An 18,007-nucleotide genomic window follows, 5' to 3' on the forward strand; every position below is an offset into this window, starting at 1 on the left:
AACTAATCGACTGCGGCGGACATTCCGGATTTGCCCTGTCGGCGCCCTCACCCAATCATGGCAACCACAGCACATCCAACCGAATGAGGATGAGAATGGTCCGCCGTCTTTCCACGCACTCGATCACGATGCCTGTGACGTCGCTGGCGCTTCTCCTCGCGCAGCCGGCCTCGGCGGAAACCGTCACGCTCGGCATCGGAACGCAGGATACCACCACCAACACGGTGACCGCCGGCGTCGTCATCCGCCAGCTCCATCTCCTCGAAAAATATCTCCCGAAGGACGGCAAATACGCCAACATCAAGTTCGAGCTGGAGTGGCAGAACTTCACCTCCGGCCCACCCGTCACCAACGCGATGATGGCGAACAAGCTCCAGATCGGCATGATGGGCGACTATCCGCTGATCGTGAACGGCTTCACCTTCGACAGCAATCCGGAGAGCAAGAGCCGGCTGATCGGCATCGCCGCCTACAGCCTGTCCGGCTCAGGCAACGGCATCGTCGTTCACAAGGATTCGCCCTACTACGATCTCGCCGATCTCAAGGGCAAGCTCGTCAGCGTGCCGTTCGGCTCCGCCGCGCACGGCATGGTGCTGAAGGCGATGCAGGACCGCGGCTACACCTCCGATTTCTTCCAGCTCGTCAGCCAGAGCCCGGAGGTCGGCTCGACCAATCTCCAGGAGAAGAAGATCGACGCGCATGCCGACTTCGTCCCCTTCGCCGAGCTGCTGCCGTTCCGCGGCTTTGCGCGAAAGATCTTTGACGGCGTCGAGACCAATCTGCCGACCTTCCACGGCATTGTGGTCCGCACCGACTTCGCGGAGAAATATCCAGAGGTCGTCGTCGCATATTTCAAGGCTCTGATCGCCGCCAACCAGTGGCTGCGCGACGATCCCAAGCTTGCTGCCGAAAAAATCCAGGAATGGACCGGCATCAACAAGGAAGTCGTCTACATCTTCCTGGGGCCCGGCGGCAACATGACCACCGATCCCACCGTCAAGCCGGCGCTGATCGATGCCGCCACCGCCGACGTCAAGGTGCTGCAGAACCTCGGTCGCATGAAGGAGTTCGATCCCAAAAAATGGGTCGACGACAGCTACATCCGCAAGGCCTATGCCGAGATGAAGCTCGACTACGACGCGCAGCTCGCCAGCACCAAAAATTACGAGATCTCCGGCGAAGACGCTTTCTGCAAGAAATCGATCGCCGATCCGCGCAAGGCCGGCGAGATATGGATCGACGATTCAGGCATTCTGCCCTTCGCGTCGGCCGCCTGCACGCTCGGCGCCTATGCCGACTTCAAGGCCAAGGGCAAGAAGATCAACGTCGCCTACCTCTTCGATACCACCCGCGGCATCAAGCTGTTCGCCGATCAGGCCTTCTTCGCAGTCGGCAATGGCGAGGTTGCGCCATTCCTGCTGAAGAAGGACGCCGAAGCCTACGCTGCGAAAATCAGCGGCAAGGTGCTCGGCTTCGACGATGCCGTGAAGGTGGCGGTCGGCGGAGGCAAGACGTGAGCAGTCCCGCCCTCCTCAGACATTCCGAGCACAGCATGCCGGCAAGTGCAACCGCGGAAACGACCTCCGTGCCCGCCACCACTCCACCCGCGGCACCGCCCTCCTTCGGCACGCTGGCGCTGCGCTGGTACCGGCTCAACCGGGACGGGCTGCGTGCAACCGCGATCGGCATCATCTCGCTGCTGGCTTTCCTGCTGGTCTGGCACCTGCTCACGACCTATCGCGTCGTGTTCTTTGTGCGCTTCACCAACGTGCCCTCGCCGCTCGCGGTCTATGCCAGCTTTGCTAAGGCGATCCACGATCCGAAATTCCTGCTGCACGTGCTCTTGAGCTGCCGACGCATCTTCTTCGGCTTTTCGCTCGCAGCGATCGTCGCCGTGCCGCTCGGCCTGATCATGGGCCGCTTCAAGCTTGTCCATGAGATCATCTTCCCCGTGGCGGAGGTGCTGCGGCCGATCCCGGCGATCGCCTGGGTGCCGATGGCGATCATGCTGTGGCCGACCAACGAGCAAAGCATCGTCTACATCACCTTCCTCGGATCGTTCTTCCCGATCCTGGTCAACACGCTGCACGGCATGTCGCTGGTCGATCCCGTGCTGGTGCGCGCCGCGCAATGTCTCGGCGCGCGGGAGCGCTGGATCTTCCGCGATGTGTATTTTCCGGCCTCGCTCCCGCACATCTTCACCGGCCTCACCGTGGGCATGGGCGTGGCATGGGTGTCGCTGATCGCCGCCGAGATGATCTCGGGACAATACGGCATCGGTTACTTCACCTGGGAGGCCTATTCGCTGGTCCAGTATGCCGACATCGCACTCGGCATGATCGCGATCGGCGTGCTCGGCCTCGGATCGAGCATGTTGATCCGGGGGGCCGGACAATTGGCAATGCCATGGAGATCAAGATGAGCGAGATCGTCGTCAAAGCACCGCAAGGCCATATCGAGGTCAGGAACTTCTCCCTCAGCTACGATAGCATCGAGGGGCCGGTCGAAGCGGTCACCGACACCCAGATCCATGTGAAGCCTGGCGAGTTCGTCTCGATCGTCGGGCCCTCCGGTTGTGGAAAGTCGACGCTGCTCAACGCGGTCGCGGGCTTCCTCAAGCCGACCACGGGCATCGTCACCGTCGACGGCGAGAAGGTGAACGGCCCCAGCGCCGAGCGCGGCATGGTGTTCCAGCAATATTCGCTGTTTCCCTGGAAAACCGTGCGGGAGAATGTCGAGTTCGGCCTGAAGATGCGCGGCATGCCGCGTTCGCAGCGCGAGCGCGCCGCGCGGACGTTGCTCGGGCTTGCGGGCCTCGAAGCCTTCGAGAAGCATTATCCGGAAAAGCTTTCCGGCGGAATGAAGCAGCGTGTCGGCATTGTCCGCGCGCTCGCGACGGGACCAAAGGTGCTGCTGCTGGACGAGCCCTTCGGCGCGCTCGACGCGCAGACGCGCGTCATCATGCAGCAAATCCTTACCAACATGTGGCAGCGGCTGAAGATCTCAGTGCTGTTCGTCACCCACGACATCGACGAGGCGATCTTTCTGTCCGACCGCGTCTATTGCATGACCGCGCGCCCCGGCTCGATCAAGGCGGAGATTCCGATCCCGCTGGAGCGGCCGCGGCAGCAGTCGATGATGATGTCGTCGGAATTCCTGGCGCTACGCCGCGGGCTGATGTCGCTGATCCGCGAGGAAAGCATCAAGGCAATGGGCGGCGAGCTCAACGACATGGGCATGCAGGGGCTCAACATCGAGCTGCACGGGCATTCGCTCGCGGATGTGATTTGATCCACCTAGCCCGGCTTGCCGGAAAGGCAGTTTCGTAGGGGGCAAAGCGGAACGTGCCCACCACTATCGCGATTGTCGAAGGATGGTGGGCACGGCGCTTACGCGCCTTTGCCTACCCTACAGCAGCTTCGGGTGCTCGCGAGCCTCAGCCCTCACTTGAACCAGTGCACCAGCGCGATGCTGATGCCGAGCAGCAGCATCAGCGACAGCGTCACGGCCGCCGTCACCCGTCCCCCGACATTGGCAAGCACCTTCACATCGACGCCGAGGCCAAGCGCGGCCATCGACACCACCGTGAGAAAACCCGTGATCCGCGTGATCGGGGCAACCACCGTGGACGGCACGATCTCGAGCGAGCGCAGGGTCGCGAGCACGAGGAAGCCGAGGATGAACCACGGGACCAGGCGGAAGAAGCCGACATTGGTCTTCTTGGCGTCGCTCTGCCAGCGCGAGGCCGTCAGCGAGAGGCCGACAACGACCGGTCCGAGCATCAGGACGCGCATCAGTTTCACGAGCGTGCCGATCTGCGTCGAGATAAGTCCCGCCGGCACCGTCGCGGCCAGCACCTGCGGCACGGCATAGACGGTCAGGCCTGCGAGGATGCCGTATTGCGTGGCCGACAGCTGAAGCAGCGGAATCAGCAGTGGCAGGCCGAGCACCATCATCACGCCGAGGATCGCGGTGAAGGAGATCGAGGATGCGATCTCGTCATTGCTGGCGCCGATGATCGGCGCCACCGCTGCAATCGCTGAATTGCCGCAGATGGAGTTACCGCAGGCGATCAGGATCGAGAGCCGCGTCGAGAGACCAAGCAGGCGGCTGATGCCGAAGGAGACGCTGAGCGCGACCACGACGACCGCTGCGATCGATGCCAACAGCGCGACGCCGGACGCTGCGATGGCTGCAAAGCTGATCGAGGCCCCCAGCAGCATCACAGCGATTTCGAGCAGCTGCTTGGCGCTGAATGCGATGCCCGCCTGCCAGCGCGGCGCGGGCTTCCAGAAACTGCGCAGCGCCATCCCAAGCAGAATCGCCATCACCAGCGCCTCGACATAGGGATGCTCGAACACGCCCAGCTCGGCCCGCTCCAGCAGGGCCGAGACACCGGCCACGACGATGCAGAGAAGGATACCCGGAAGCAGCGCGACGATACGGCCAATGGCCGTAGACGGCTTGGCGTCGGCTGGGCTGGATGCTTGATTCTGCGACACAAATCTCTCCCCGAGGAGAAGGATTTATACGCAGCGCCGCTTCGTTGGGGAATAAGTTTTCGACATATCAGGGCCGAGGGAAAGTTCTATCCTCAGCCTGGAATAGACGGCTCGCAAGATCAGGCAGCCTTCAGAAGAACAGGTTTTTGGTCAGCGAGGCAACGCGGCTGAAGCCCTCATAGACGCCGGGCTCGAAGTAGGCCGCACGCGCGAGCACGATGCCGGCGACCAGCGACCAGAACAGGCCGGTGCCAACCCGCAGGAGCAGCTTTGACCCGCGCGAGCGCGGCTGGGTGTCCGTTGCGGACACCAACTGCTCGCCGAAAGGCTCAAATCCAGTGCGTTCCATAGCCGTCGATCCATCGATTTCTGAAGGAAATGTCGTCGTTTCGGCCCGAAACAGCAATGGAAGCGATTGGCTTTTTCGTGCCTCGGAGGGGAAACTCCTTCCGCCGGAGCGACGCGGGGCAATGGTTTTCTTCTTCCGGCCTATCTGGGCACCGGCGCACCGGCTACAACGCCAGATAGCGGCGGCGGATCGACTCGTTGGCCTTCAGTTCGTCGATCCCGGCGGCATAGACGATCTGACCCTTGTCGATGACGGTGGCATGGCTCGCCAGCCCCAGGCAGAAATGCATGTTCTGCTCGGCGATCAGCACCGTCGAACCGATCTTACGGAGTTGCCGCAACAACTCGCCGATCCGCTGCACGATGATAGGCGCGAGACCCTCGCTCGGCTCGTCGAGCAGCAACAGCGCCGGATTCCCCATCAGCGTGCGCGCGATGGCGAGCATCTGCTGCTCGCCGCCTGACAGGCGTCCGGCGATGCGGTGGCGCAACGGCTCCAGCAGCGGGAAAACGTCGTAGATGCGCTTGATCGGCCATTCGTCCTGGCCCTCAGGCCCGCGCTTCCTGCCGATGACGAGATTGTCCTCGACCGTGTGCTCCGGGAAAATCTGGCGGTCCTCCGGCACGAAACCGAGGCCGGCGCGCGCGATATGGTGCGGCTTGCGGCCGGAGATCACCGCTCCGCGCAGGCTGATTTGGCCCCGTCGCGGCGGCGCCAAACCCATGATCGCCTTCATGGTCGTGGATTTGCCCGCGCCGTTGCGCCCGAGCAGCGCCATGGTCTCGCCCTGCCGCACCGCGAGGGCGACGCCGAACAGGATCTGGCTGGTGCCGTAGTAGACGTCGAGATCGGCGACTTCGATGACGGCAGCACTCATGCGGCGGCTCCCGCATGCTCAGTACCGAGATAGGCCTCGATCACCGCGCTGTTGTTGCGGATCTCGTCGGGCGTGCCGGTCGCGAGGATGCGGCCGTAGCAGAGCACTACGATCTTCGGTGCAATCTTGAATACGATGTCCATGTCGTGCTCGATGAAGACGACGGTGATCTTTTGCGTTTCCCAGAGCTCGCGCACCTTGTCGATCATGCGCCAGCGCTCCTCCGGGCCCATGCCGGCGGTCGGCTCGTCCAGCAGCAGCACCTTCGGTTCGAGCACCAGGGCGAGTGCGATGTCGAGCAGCTTCTGGTCGCCATGCGACAGCGTCGCCGCCGTGCGATTGCGTTTGCCGGCGAGGCCCAGCAGCTCCATCACATGCTCGGCACGGTCGCGGGTCTCGGGCAACGGAAAACGCTTGTGCAGCACCGCTGACGATCGCTGGTCGGCGCTGACGGCGGCGAGCATGGTTTCCTGCACGGTCAGCGATTTGAAGATGTTTGCGACCTGAAACGCGCGGCCGATGCCGTGGCGGACGATCGCCGGCGGCGAGCGGCCGGCGAGATCGACGCCGTCGAGGAGCACCTGGCCGGAATCCGGCCTCAGCGCGCCGGTGATCAAATTGAAGAAGGTGCTCTTGCCCGCACCGTTCGGCCCGATCACGGCTGTGAGCGAGCCGTCGGGGAAGTCGAGCGAGACGTCGTTGGTCGCCTTCACGCCGCCAAAGGACTTTGCGAGATTGCGGATCTCGAGCATGGCTAGCGCCCTTCGCCCGTATTGCGCCGGTGCGAAAACCATTCGGCGACGAAATCGAGCAAGCCTTTGCGCAAGCCCAGCGCGAAGAACAGGATGACGACGCCCAGCACGATGCCGTGGTACTCGGTGAAGCGCGTTACGGTATCGTTGAGCAGCAGCAATAGCACTGTGCCGACCATCGGTCCGAGGAAGGTCGAGACGCCGCCGAGCATGTTGATGAAGATGCCCTCGCCCGAGATGGTCCAATAGGCAAATTCGGGATAGGCGCCGGAGACGAACAGCGCCATCACCATGCCGCCCATCGCCGCGAACAGCGCCGCGAGCACGAAGACGGTGAGTTTTGCGCGCCAGACGTCGATGCCGAGAAAGCTCGCGCGCGCGGCGTTGTCGCGGATCATGCGTAGCGTGTAGCCGAATGGCGATTGCGCGATCTGGCGCATTGCGAGCAGGCCGAGGATGAGAAGCGCACAGCTCGCGACATAGAGATGGACGTGGTTGGCGAGATTGATGCCGAGGAATGCGGGACGCGGAATGCCACCGCGCAGGCCCTGGTCGCCGCCGGTGAAGGAGGCCCAGGACAGGATGGTCGAGTGGATCAGCATCTGGAACGCCAGCGTAACGAAGGCGAAATAGATATCCTTCAGCCGCACGCAGATCGCACCGATGACGGCGGCGATCACCGCGGTGATCGCGAGCGTCGCGACGAAGGCGACCGGAATGGGCACGCCGAGCTTCTGCATGATGAGGCCAAAACTGTAGGCCCCTAGACCGAAGAACATGCCGTGGCCGAATGAGGTCAGGCCGGTATAGCCGACCAGCAGGTTGAGCGAGGTCGCGAACAGGCCGTAGGCGGAGCAGCGAATGACGAAATCGAGCAGCGCCTTGCTGCCGGTGAACAGCGGCAGGCTCGCCAGCACGGCGAAGGCGATCAGCGCGATCAGGACATCGCGATAGCGTTGCAGCACCGCGCCGTTGCGCGCCGGCACTAGCGTCCGCGCGCGCCCGGCCTCCAGCTCGGTCATGCCGCCTCCTTGCCGAACAGGCCGGTGGGCTTGGAAACCAGCACGATCACCATGAACAGATACATCAGGCCTTCCGTGAACAGGGGAAAGCCGAGCGAGCCGAACGAGCGGATCAAACCGAGCAGCAGCGCACCGACCAGTGCGCCCAGAATCGAGCCCATGCCGCCGATCACGGTGACAATGAAGGATTCGATCAGCACCGAGAATCCCATGCCGGGGGTCAGAGAGCGCACGGGCGCGGCAAGCGCGCCGGCAAGGCCCGCCAGCATGCCGCCGAGCGCGAACACGCCGCCGTAGATCAGGCCGGTATTGATGCCGAGCGCGGAGACCATGCCGGGATTATGCGCGGCGGCACGGATCACCTTGCCGATGCGGCTGCGCGAGAGCCCAATCCCGAGCACGATCGCCGCGACCAGCGCCACGCCGATCAGCAGCAGATAATAAGGCGGCACCACGCCACCTGCGATGAACAGCGGCATCACCTGGAACGCCGCGGGCATGCCCATCGACTTGAATTCCGGCCCCCAGATCAACCGCACCACATCGTCGAAGATCAGGACGAAGGCGTAGCAGACCAGCAGCTGCATCAGCACGTCGGCGCCGTAGACGCGACTCATGAAGACGCGCTCGAAGATCAACCCAAGAACCGCGGTGCCGGCTGCACCGGCAATCATCGCGAGCGCGAAGCTGCCGGTGAACTGATAGGCGGTCATCGCGAAATAGGCGCCGAACATGTAGAATGCGCCGTGGCTGAAATTGACGATCTTGAGCACGCCAAAAATCAGTGTCAGCCCAACCGCGACCAGGAACAGCAGCATGCCGATGATGAGGCCGCTGGTGGTTTGCGTCACCAGGCAGGCGGAGCTGGAGAGGCAGCCGGCGAGCGCGTCGAGATCCACGGGAGCACTTTCATTGCGGCGCGCCTGATACGGCGCGGAGAACCAAACGAAACAGGCGGAGACGGTCACCCATCTCCGCCGCGTCTCAGATCAGGTGTAGCCCTTGCTCTTCTTCCACTCGGCTTCGAGTTCGAAGATGGTCTTCCAGTCGCCGGCCTTGACCTCGGGGACATAGGGCTCCTGCGGAATCGTGGTGCCCCAGCCGATGGCGTAGCCGACCAGCGTGTGGTCGTCGCCGCGCATGGTCACGGTGCCGTCGGCGCCGAATGGGCACTTGATGGTGAGGCCCTTCAAGACCTCCGCGATCTTCTTGCCGTCGGTCGAGTTGGCCTTCTTCGCGGCTTCGCTAAGGAACATCACCGCGGTAGCGTTCTGCCATGACCAGTTGGTCGGATATTCGTTGTACTTGGCCTTGTAGGCATCGCCCAAGGCGGCGTTTTCCGGCGTGGTCGGGAACGACTTGATGTAGCGATTGCCGGAGTGGATGCCCTTCGGCAGGTTCTTCACCACGGTGAGCGCGGTGTAGTCGGCCATGTTGACCGCGAACACCTCCATCTGGCCGAACATCGCGTAGATGTTGGCCTGGTCGATATAGGAGGTGAGATCGCCGCCCCATAGACAAGAGTACAGCGCCTGCGGCTTGGCCTGCAAAATCTTGGTCACCACTTCGGTGTAGTCGGGCTGGAACAGCTTTGGCCAGGACTCGCTGATGATTTCGACGTCGGGCGCGAAGCGCTTCAGGTACAGAGTGAACTCGCCGGTGGTGTCGCGGCCATAGGCATAGTCGGGCGAGCAGGTCGCCCATTTCTTCAAGCCCTTGGCCTTGGAGATCGACGCGGCGTAGCTGCCGCCGACGATGGAATCGTGGATGCCCTGGCGCACGCAGCGGAACGCGTTCGGGATGTGCTGCTTCGGATCGGCCGTCAGCGACGACGCTTCTGAGCAGGTGTGGACGCAGAGCACACCGAGATCGCGCGCCACTTCGTGGACCGCGAACGATCCGGACGAGGCCTCGCCGTCGATCAGCCACTCGCAGCCGTCGGTGTTGACGAGTTCGCGCGCGACGCGTGCAGCTTCCTGCGGCTGGCCCTTGGAGTCGCGGATCACCATCTCGATCTGCCGGCCGGCGAGCCCGCCGGCTGCGTTGACCTTGTCGACCTCGAGCATCACCGCGTTGCGCGACGACGTGCCGAGCTGCGCGACCCGGCCCGACAGGATCGTCGGCATGCCGATCTTGATGGTCTTGGCTTGCGCACGCGCCACCCACGGCGCGGCAACACTGATCGCACCGGCGCCCATCAGCGCCAATGTTGAACGGCGGCTGATGCCCGGCGTGCGGGTTCTCGTCATCTTTTCCCTCCCTCTGTCGGGTCGGCGTGTCCTGATCCCTGCCGGAGATCGTCTCGTCTCCGTGTTCCCAAGGATTTCAGAGGGAGGGGGTGACGTCAAGCCAAAGATGAATTATGAGTCAGAATTCATCAAAGAGGAAACGGCGCCGGAAATCGGCCCAAAATCCGCGCAATGATCAACCTGTCGAGCTTCATCGCCTTTCATGCCCGGCGCACGCCGGACCGGCCTGCGCTGAAATATCGCGGCGAGGAGATCTCCTACGCCGCCTTCGACGCGCGCATCCGGAGGGTGGCAGGTTGGCTCGACGCTCAGGGCATCCGCGCCGGCGATATCGTGGCCGTGCTGATGAAGAACAGTGCTGCCTTCCTGGAGTTGGTCTTTGCCACCAGCCATCTCGGCGCGGTGTTTTTGCCGATCAACTTCCGCCTCTCGCGCGATGAGGTCGGCTACACCGCCCGCAATGCCGGCGCGCGGCTGCTGATTGTCGACGAAGAGCTGGCTGCGAACGCAGCTGGTGCAACCTTAGTCGTGCTCGACGAGGCCGCGCAGCAGAGCGTGACGCGCCTCGCAGGGGAAGCGCCGCCCGCCCCGATGCACCTCCGCCAGCCGTCAGATCTGATGCGGCTGATGTACACCTCGGGCACCACCGACCGTCCCAAGGGCGTGATGATCAGTTACGACAATTTCTACTGGAAGTCCGCCGACCAGACGATCGCGCTGTCCTTGAGCGCGGAGACGCGACTTCTGATCGTCGGCCCGCTCTATCACGTCGGCGCGCTCGATTTGCCCGGCATCGCCGTGCTCTGGCATGGCGGCTTCATCATGATTGAACGCAACTTCGAGCCGGAAAGCGCGCTTGCCGCGATCGCGGAGGACAAGCTCAACGCCGCCTGGTTCGCGCCTGTGATGACCACTGCGATGCTCACCTGCCCCACCCGTGAGCGCTATGATGTGTCGAGCCTGAAATGGGCGATCGGCGGCGGCGAGAAGACGCCGGAGCTGCGCATCCGCGCTTTCGCGGAGTTCTTCCGCCATGCGCGCTACATCGATGCCTATGGCCTGACCGAAACCGTGGGCGGCGACACCTTTATGGATGCAGGCCGGGAAATCGAGAAGATCGGCTCCACGGGGCGCGCCATTGCTCACGTCGAGATCGAGATCCGCGACGAGGACGGCAACAAACTCCCGCCGAACGTCGATGGCGAGATCTGCCTGCGCGGGCCAAAAATCACGCGCGGCTATTGGAAGGATCCGGAGAAGACGGCGGCCGCCTTCTTCGGAGACTGGTTCCGCAGCGGCGACGTCGGTTATCTCGACGACGATGGCTTTCTGTATCTGACCGACCGCAAGAAGGACATGATCATCTCCGGCGGCGAGAACATCGCCTCCTCCGAGGTCGAGCGCGTCATCTACGATTTGCCTGAGGTGCGCGAGGTCGCGGTGATCGGCCTGCGCGATGCGCGCTGGGGCGAGCGGCCGGTCGCCATCGTCGTGCTGGCTGACGGCGCGAGCCTCGAACTCCCCGCCCTCACCGAGCACTGCCGCACGCGGCTGGCGAGCTTCAAGGTACCGAAACAGCTCATCATCCGCGGCAGCCTGCCGCGCAACCCGTCCGGAAAGATTCTCAAGCGCGTGCTGCGCGCCGAACTGGAGACCGTGGCATGACGCAAGGCCCCGCCAGCGAGAAAGTCACAAAACTCAACCGCGTCGAGCGCAACGCCTGGACCAAGCAGAAGATATTCGAGGCCGCCACAAAGGTCGTCGGCAAGCATGGCTATGCCGAGGCCTCCGTGGCCCGCATCACCGAGCAGGCCGGCGTCGCGCAAGGCACCTTCTACAATCATTTCGAGAACCGTCAGGAGCTGCTCGACCAGCTGCTGCCGAAGATCGGCCTCGATATGGTCGAGTTCATCCGCGCCCGCACCGGCACGGCGGATGCGGCACGGCAGGAGATCGAGCGCTTCTCAGCATTCTTCGACTTCATCCGCGAAGTGCCGGAATTTTTGCGCATCCTCAACGAGGCCGAGTTCTTCGCACCTCCCGGTTACCAGAAGCATCTCGACAACATCTCGGTCGCCTATGTCCGCATTTTGCGTCGCGCGCGACGTTCAGGCGCGATCGAGAATTACAGCGACGAGGAGTTCGAGGCCATCGTCCACATGCTGATGGGCTCGCGTGGCTATCTCAGCCGGCGCTACTCCTATTCCGCCGATGGCGTCACCGCCGTACCCGAGCACGTCATCTCCGCCTATCGCAAACTAATGACGCGCGGCCTCTTCATTGCATCCGGAGATCAGGACACGCCATGAACATCGAATCTCCGCACAAGGCGCTCGACCTCACCTCGACGATTGAAGAAGGCGACATCCGCTGCCTGCTGATGGTGCTCGTGCACATGACCGGCGACGAGCGCTGGCTGGAGCCACCCTATCTGCCCAAGCGCGACATCCGCCTCATCCCCGATCCCGAGGCCGGCGTGCCCAGAGAAGTCCAGGACGAAATCCGCGCCGCGGTCGTCAAGCTCTTTGCCGATGGCCCACCCGAGCCTGTCATCACCGATCCCGGTGATGAACTGCTGCTCAAGATGATGCGCGCCTGTCTCGGCGAGAATGTCTCGCCGGAATACGCACCCCTGATGCGCGAGGAGATGGGTTTTGTGCCGCGCGAGGCGCGATGGGCCAAGCGCCCTTCAGACGAAAAACTGGCCGAGCAGCATGTGCTGATCGTCGGTGCCGGCGTCTGTGCCATCGCGCTCGGCGTAGCGCTCGGCCATCTCGGCATTCCTTACACCATCGTCGAGAAAAACGAGGAGCTCGGCGGCACCTGGTGGATCAATCGCTATCCCGGCTGCGGTGTCGACACGCCGAACCACTCCTATTCCTACTCCTTCGGCTCGGGCAATGCATGGACCCGCTACTTCTGCCAGCGCGAGGAGCTGCACGGATATCTGCTCAAGGTCGCCGACGAATACGGCATCCGCAAGCATCTGCGCGTCAGCACCGAGCTGACGTCGTCGCGCTGGGACGAAGGCAAGAGGCGTTGGATCTCGACCCTCAGGACTGAGAATGGCGTCGAAACCTTCGAATCCACTGCGCTGGTGAGCGCGATCGGCCAGCTCAACGATCCCTCGCGCGCCCGTTTCGAGGGCGAGGAAGACTTCAAGGGAACGATCCTGCATTCGGCGCTGTGGTCCAGCGACACCAATATCGACGGCAAGCATGTCGCCGTGATCGGCACCGGCGCGACATCGATGCAACTGGTGCCGGCGATTGCCGGCCGCGTTGCCTCGGTCACTGTCTACCAGCGCAGCGCGCAATGGGCACGGCCTGTGAAGGGCTATGCCGATCCGATCAGCGAAGGCGCGCGCTGGCTGCTCGCGCATCTGCCGTTCTATGTGCAATGGTACCGCTTCAACATGTTCTGGCGTTACGGCGACGGTCTGCTGCCGTTCCTGCGCAAGGACCCGGCCTGGCCGTATCCTGAGCGCGCCGTCAACAAGGGCAACGACCGGCACCGCCGGGAGCTGACCGACTTCATCCTCACCGAGCTGAAGGACCGCCCCGATCTGATCGAGAAGTGCGTGCCGACCTATCCGCCCTATGGCAAGCGCATCCTGCTCGACAACAACTGGTTCAAGACGCTGATGCTGGATAATGTCCAGCTCGTCACCGACGCGATCGATCATTTCGACCAGGGCGGCATCGTCACCGCGGAGGGCGAGCATCGCGCCGCCGACGTCATCGTGGTCGCGACCGGCTTCAAGGTCACGGAAATGGCCGCGCGCCTCAACATCAGCGGCCGCAACGGCAAGGATTTGCGCGAGGCCTGGGGCAACGACAATCCGACCGCGTTTCTCGGCCTCACCGTGCCCGATTTCCCAAACTTCTTCTGCATGCTGGGTCCAAATTCCGGTCCCGCGCATGGCGGCAGCGTCATCTTCCAGTCGGAATGTCAGAGCCGCTACATCTCCGCCTGCCTCGCCGACATGATCGAGCACGACGTCGCAGCGATCGACGTCCGCAAGGATGTGCTGGACGACTATATCCGGAAGGTCGATGCCGAGCACGAGACGATGATCTGGACTCATCCCGGCATGAGCACCTACTATCGCAATTCGAGCGGCCGCGTGTTTTCCGCAATGCCCTGGCGCTTCGTCGACTACTGGCGCATGACGCATGATCCTGATCTGCGGCAGTACAGACTGACGAAGGCGTGAGCTTAAGGGAGGGAGTTGGCCATGCCGAAGCCACGCGTGCGCGTCTACACCGATTACAAGAGCCCCTACGCGTTCGTCGCCAACAAGCGTCTGTTCGAGCTTGAGGAGACGCACGGCGTCGAGCTCGAATGGCGGCCCTACACGCTTCGCGTCGCCGAATTCATGGGGACGGTCGAAGAGCGCACGCCGCATTTCTGGCGCAAGGTGCGCTACGCCTATATGGACGCGCGGCGCTATGCCAATGCGCAAGGGCTTGTCATGAAAGGGCCCCGACGGATTTACGACGCCTTCCATTCCAGCGTCGGCATGCTGTTCGCACAGGCGCACGGCTTCTTCCGTCCGTATCACGACACGGTGTTTCGCCGTTTCTGGAGCCATGAACTCGAAATCGACGACCTCGCCGCAATCACTGACGTCATCACATCGTGCGGCGGCTCGGCGAGCGAGTTCGGAGCCTACGTCCACGGCTCCGCGCGCGCCGAACATGACCGCATCATCGACGAGGCCGAGGCGCTCGGCGTGTTCGGCGTTCCAACCATGGTGTTCAACGGCGAGCTGTTTTGGGGCGGCGACCGCATCGACATGCTGATCGAACGCATCGAGAAGCCCGAGACGATCGAAGCCGCGCTCGGCAGCCGCCATCGCAAGCCGGTATAAGCAGCAACGCTACGCCGCCAGTCCGCTCTCCACCGGAGCAAACTCCAGCCCGAGGCTTTCCGCCACGGCCTTGTTGGTGATGCGGCCGCGATGCACATTCAGCCCGTTGCGCAGATGTGGATTTTCCAGCACCGCGGCAAAGCCCTTGTTCGCAAGCATCAAGCCGAACGGTAGCGTCGCGTTATTCAGCGCGTGGCTTGACGTCACCGGCACCGCGCCGGGCATGTTGGCGACGCAATAATGCACGATGCCGTCGACCAAATAAGTTGGTTCTGCATGTGTCGTCGGGTGCGAGGTCTCGAAGCAGCCACCCTGATCGATCGCGACGTCGACCAGCACGGCGCCCGGCCGCATCGATGTCAGCATCGCACGCGTGACGAGCTTTGGTGCGCTGGCGCCCGGCAGCAGCACCGCGCCGATCACGACGTCGGCGGCGAACACCTCCTCCTCGACCGACTCGATGGTCGAGAACCGGGTGCGCACGCGGCCGGCAAAGAGATCGTCAAGTTCGCGCAACCGTGGAATCGAGCGGTCGATCACCGTGACCTCGGCACCGAGCCCTGCGGCCATGCGCGCAGCCTGCGTTCCCACCACCCCGCCGCCGAGCACGACGACCCTTGCCGGCTGCACGCCGGGAACACCGCCCAGCAGCAGCCCGCGGCCGCCGGCCGAGCTTTTGAGCGCGGCGCCGGCAGCCTCTATGGCAAGGCGGCCGGCGACTTCGCTCATCGGCGCAAGCAGGGGGAGGTGACCGGCCGCGTCGGTGACGGTTTCATAGGCGATCGCAGTACAGCCGGAGGCGAGCAAACCTTTGGCTTGTTCGGGATCCGGCGCGAGATGGAGGTAAGCAAACAGGATCTGGCTTTCGCGAAGCTGGGCCCATTCGCTCTTCTGCGGCTCCTTCACCTTCACGATCATGTCGGACTTGGCGAAGATGTCGCGCGCGTTCTCGGCAATGATGGCCCCTGCCCGCCGATAAACCTCGTCGGAGGCGCCGATGCCGCCGCCCGCGCCGGTCTCGACCGTCACCTGGTGCCCGGCGGCGATATATTCGCGGACCACGCCCGGGGTGAGCCCGACGCGATATTCCTGCACCTTGATCTCCTTGGGCACACCGACACGCATCCTGGGCTCCTTTTGATTCACCTCCTGATCGTAGCGACGGGGCCGGTTTGGTTTCGTGCAAATATCCGCTAGCTTTGGCTTCTCCGCGCCGGTTTCCGGCGCGCAAACGCCCTTTCACGCTGGAAACGAAACCTTGGCCCTCGACCGGAAAGATCTCGCCATCCTCGCGGAACTCACCACCAATGCGCGGGCCAGCCACACCGAGCTCGCCAACAAAGTCGGCATGTCCAGCACCGCGCTGGCACGGCGGCAGAAGGCGCTGGAGGACGACGGCTACATCCAGGCCTATCAGGCCGCGCTCGACCTCGCGCAATTCGGCCTCACCACCACGGTGCTGGTCCGTATCGCGCTGGAAAGCCAGAGCGACGAGGCGTTGAAGGCGTTCGAGGCGGAGGTGGTGAAATGCCCCTCCGTGGTGCGCTGCTTCCTGATGTCGGGGACCGACGACTACATCCTGATCGTGCTCGCCCGCGACATCCAGGATTTCGAACGTATCCACCGCACCGAGTTGTCGCGCCTGCCGCGCGTAGCACGGGTACAATCGAGCTTTGCGCTCCGCGAGGTCGTCAACCGCGCGGTGCCGAATGTGGTGTTCGGGGAAGCAAAGCGCTGACTGCGGCCTCTCGGAAAGGCGAACTGCCGCCAAGGAACCAACCGGCCGGTGGTCCGTTGGGCGCTATTGGCCGGCGGAGGCGTCCCCCCGCGTCAACACGACTGACGTCCGGCATCGTCGCCGTCGCAGGGAGCAGGACATGGGCGATCTCACGCATCAGATTCCCGAACGCATTCCGATCCATCTTGTTGTCAACGGCGTCAGTCACAAGCTTGATCTCGTGCCCTGGACCACGTTGCTGGACGCCTTGCGAGACCATCTTGCGTTGAGCGGCACCAAGAAGGGGTGCGACCATGGTCAGTGCGGCGCCTGCACGGTGCTGGTGGACGGCCGGCGCGTCAATTCCTGCCTCACGCTCGCCGTCATGAATGACGGCGCTGAGATCACGACCGTCGAAGGTCTTGCCAAGGACGGTACGCTGCATCCCCTGCAACAGGCTTTCATCGACCATGACGCCTTCCAGTGCGGCTATTGCACGCCGGGACAGATCTGTTCGGCGGCCGGACTGCTCGTCGAAGGCCATGCCCGGGATGCTGACGAGATCCGGGAGCTGATGAGCGGAAATCTCTGCCGCTGCGGCGCCTATCCGAACATCCTCGCCGCCATCCAGCAGGCAATGGGCCAGCCATGAACAACTTCCAGTATGCCCGAGCCACGGACGTTACCGACGCGATCCGCCTGCTCGCCGCCGATCCCGGCGCCAAACTGATTGCCGGCGGCACCAATCTGATCGACCTGATGAAAGAGAATGTCGAGCGCCCCTCCGGGCTGATTGACATTTCCCGGCTGCCGCTCCGCAAGGTCGAGGAGACGGCGGACGGGTCCTTGCGCATTGGCGCCCTGGTGCCGAACTCGGACCTCGCCTACCACCCGCTGATCGAGCAGCGCTATCCTCTGCTCGCCAGCGCCATCCTGGCCGGTGCCTCGGCGCAACTGCGCAACATGGCGTCGGTCGGAGGCAATCTGATGCAGCGAACGCGCTGCGCCTATTTCTATGACACGGCCACGCCCTGCAACAAGCGACGTCCCAGCAGCGGCTGCTCGGCAATGGACGGCCTCAACCGCAACCATGCGATCCTCGGTACGAGCGCCGCCTGCATCGCGACCAACCCGTCCGACATGAGCGTGGCGCTGGCTGCGCTTGGGGCGCTGGTGCACATCGCAGGCCGCTCCGGCGAGCGCATCATCGCGCTGACCGATTTCCACCGGCTTCCCGGCGACACGCCTCATGTCGATACCAATCTCGGCACCAGCGAGATCATCACGGCGATCGAGCTCCCGGCCTGCGGCTTTGCTCAAAACTACAGCTATCTCAAAGTTCGCGATCGGATGTCCTATGCTTTTGCTCTGGTCTCGGTCGCCGCCGCGCTCGAACTGGAAGGCAACGCGATCAGCGGGGCACGGATGGCGCTCGGCGGCGTGGCTCACAAGCCCTGGCGCAGCCTCGAAGCCGAAGCCGCGTTGCGCGGCCAGGCCGCGACGCCCGACCACTTCTCGCACGCCGCGGATCTCCTGCTCCAGGGAGCAACGACCCGCTCACATAATGGCTTCAAGGTCGAGCTCGCGCGCCGCGCCATCGTGCGGACGCTGACACAGGCGGCGAATGCCACGCCGCAATCCCAGGCCCACAAGAAGATCGCGTGAG

Annotated in this window: 18 protein-coding genes; 10 read left to right on the forward strand and 8 right to left on the reverse strand. The window is 63.5% G+C overall.

Annotated features, from left to right (window positions below):
• Window positions 1–95: 95 nt before the first annotated feature.
• Genes ABIB06_RS03635 through ABIB06_RS03645 form a run of 3 tightly spaced genes read left to right on the forward strand, consistent with a single transcriptional unit; the run spans window position 96 to window position 3,291 of the window.
• Window positions 96–1,517: an ABC transporter substrate-binding protein gene (locus tag ABIB06_RS03635; protein ID WP_354044385.1), complete on the forward strand. Its 1,422-nt coding sequence runs from the start codon at window positions 96–98 to the stop codon at window positions 1,515–1,517.
• 35 nt (window positions 1,518–1,552) lie between these two features.
• Window positions 1,553–2,422 (forward strand): ABC transporter permease, encoded by an 870-nt coding sequence (locus tag ABIB06_RS03640; protein ID WP_354044388.1) that lies wholly within the window; start codon window positions 1,553–1,555, stop codon window positions 2,420–2,422.
• On the forward strand, window positions 2,419–3,291 hold the full coding sequence (locus ABIB06_RS03645; RefSeq protein WP_247350070.1) for an ABC transporter ATP-binding protein: 873 nt from the start codon (window positions 2,419–2,421) through the stop codon (window positions 3,289–3,291). Before ABIB06_RS03640 ends, ABIB06_RS03645 begins: the two co-directional genes overlap by 4 nt.
• 152 nt (window positions 3,292–3,443) lie before the next feature.
• Here ABIB06_RS03645 and ABIB06_RS03650 read toward each other — a convergent pair whose 3' ends face one another.
• The 7 genes from ABIB06_RS03650 to ABIB06_RS03680 all read right to left on the reverse strand — a co-directional run bounded on the left by ABIB06_RS03650 (window position 3,444) and on the right by ABIB06_RS03680 (window position 9,751).
• Entirely contained in the window at window positions 3,444–4,502 is a 1,059-nt protein-coding gene (locus tag ABIB06_RS03650; RefSeq protein ID WP_354044394.1) for a YeiH family protein, read from the reverse strand.
• A 130-nt stretch (window positions 4,503–4,632) separates the two neighbouring features.
• The gene (locus ABIB06_RS03655) at window positions 4,633–4,812 is read right to left on the reverse strand and encodes a hypothetical protein (RefSeq protein ID WP_354044398.1); all 180 of its coding nucleotides are present in this window, start codon (window positions 4,810–4,812) and stop codon (window positions 4,633–4,635) included.
• Window positions 4,813–5,014: 202 nt separating this feature from the next.
• Window positions 5,015–5,728, reverse strand: a complete 714-nt coding sequence (locus tag ABIB06_RS03660) for an ABC transporter ATP-binding protein (RefSeq protein ID WP_354044402.1) — start codon at window positions 5,726–5,728, stop codon at window positions 5,015–5,017.
• On the reverse strand, window positions 5,725–6,480 hold the full coding sequence (locus ABIB06_RS03665) for an ABC transporter ATP-binding protein (protein WP_247350063.1): 756 nt from the start codon (window positions 6,478–6,480) through the stop codon (window positions 5,725–5,727). The genes ABIB06_RS03660 and ABIB06_RS03665 overlap by 4 nt, the downstream gene beginning before the upstream one ends.
• A 2-nt stretch (window positions 6,481–6,482) precedes the next feature.
• Window positions 6,483–7,502, reverse strand: coding sequence for a branched-chain amino acid ABC transporter permease (locus ABIB06_RS03670; protein ID WP_247444966.1), 1,020 nt, complete (start codon window positions 7,500–7,502; stop codon window positions 6,483–6,485).
• The gene (locus tag ABIB06_RS03675; RefSeq protein ID WP_354044410.1) at window positions 7,499–8,401 is read right to left on the reverse strand and encodes a branched-chain amino acid ABC transporter permease; all 903 of its coding nucleotides are present in this window, start codon (window positions 8,399–8,401) and stop codon (window positions 7,499–7,501) included. The genes ABIB06_RS03670 and ABIB06_RS03675 overlap by 4 nt, the downstream gene beginning before the upstream one ends.
• Window positions 8,402–8,491: 90 nt before the next feature.
• Complete coding sequence (locus ABIB06_RS03680; RefSeq protein WP_354044413.1) at window positions 8,492–9,751, reverse strand: ABC transporter substrate-binding protein; 1,260 nt, start codon at window positions 9,749–9,751, stop codon at window positions 8,492–8,494.
• A 171-nt stretch (window positions 9,752–9,922) separates the two neighbouring features.
• On the opposite strand from ABIB06_RS03680, the gene ABIB06_RS03685 reads away from it, so the two are divergent.
• Genes ABIB06_RS03685 through ABIB06_RS03700 form a run of 4 tightly spaced genes read left to right on the forward strand, consistent with a single transcriptional unit; the run spans window position 9,923 to window position 14,624 of the window.
• Window positions 9,923–11,416 (forward strand): AMP-binding protein, encoded by a 1,494-nt coding sequence (locus tag ABIB06_RS03685; RefSeq protein ID WP_354068440.1) that lies wholly within the window; start codon window positions 9,923–9,925, stop codon window positions 11,414–11,416.
• Window positions 11,413–12,060 (forward strand): TetR/AcrR family transcriptional regulator, encoded by a 648-nt coding sequence (locus ABIB06_RS03690; protein ID WP_247350053.1) that lies wholly within the window; start codon window positions 11,413–11,415, stop codon window positions 12,058–12,060. Before ABIB06_RS03685 ends, ABIB06_RS03690 begins: the two co-directional genes overlap by 4 nt.
• Window positions 12,057–13,967: a flavin-containing monooxygenase gene (locus ABIB06_RS03695; protein WP_354044420.1), complete on the forward strand. Its 1,911-nt coding sequence runs from the start codon at window positions 12,057–12,059 to the stop codon at window positions 13,965–13,967. The genes ABIB06_RS03690 and ABIB06_RS03695 overlap by 4 nt, the downstream gene beginning before the upstream one ends.
• Before the next feature lie 21 nt (window positions 13,968–13,988).
• A complete protein-coding gene (locus ABIB06_RS03700; protein WP_354044422.1) occupies window positions 13,989–14,624 on the forward strand; it encodes a 2-hydroxychromene-2-carboxylate isomerase in 636 nt (211 codons plus the stop codon).
• 9 nt (window positions 14,625–14,633) lie between these two features.
• Here the strand turns inward: ABIB06_RS03700 and ald are convergent, their stop codons facing one another.
• On the reverse strand, window positions 14,634–15,749 hold the full coding sequence (ald, locus tag ABIB06_RS03705; RefSeq protein WP_354044425.1) for an alanine dehydrogenase: 1,116 nt from the start codon (window positions 15,747–15,749) through the stop codon (window positions 14,634–14,636).
• A 133-nt stretch (window positions 15,750–15,882) separates the two neighbouring features.
• Between ald and ABIB06_RS03710 the strand changes: the two genes are divergently transcribed.
• The 3 genes from ABIB06_RS03710 to ABIB06_RS03720 all read left to right on the forward strand — a co-directional run bounded on the left by ABIB06_RS03710 (window position 15,883) and on the right by ABIB06_RS03720 (window position 18,006).
• Window positions 15,883–16,362 (forward strand): Lrp/AsnC family transcriptional regulator, encoded by a 480-nt coding sequence (locus tag ABIB06_RS03710; protein WP_247350047.1) that lies wholly within the window; start codon window positions 15,883–15,885, stop codon window positions 16,360–16,362.
• Window positions 16,363–16,501: 139 nt separating this feature from the next.
• Window positions 16,502–16,993 (forward strand): (2Fe-2S)-binding protein, encoded by a 492-nt coding sequence (locus ABIB06_RS03715; RefSeq protein WP_354044430.1) that lies wholly within the window; start codon window positions 16,502–16,504, stop codon window positions 16,991–16,993.
• A complete protein-coding gene (locus ABIB06_RS03720) occupies window positions 16,990–18,006 on the forward strand; it encodes an FAD binding domain-containing protein (protein WP_354044433.1) in 1,017 nt (338 codons plus the stop codon). The genes ABIB06_RS03715 and ABIB06_RS03720 overlap by 4 nt, the downstream gene beginning before the upstream one ends.
• The last annotated feature ends 1 nt before the right edge of the window (window position 18,007 follow it).

Source organism: Bradyrhizobium sp. LB8.2, from assembly GCF_040548035.1.
Lineage (GTDB): Bacteria > Pseudomonadota > Alphaproteobacteria > Rhizobiales > Xanthobacteraceae > Bradyrhizobium.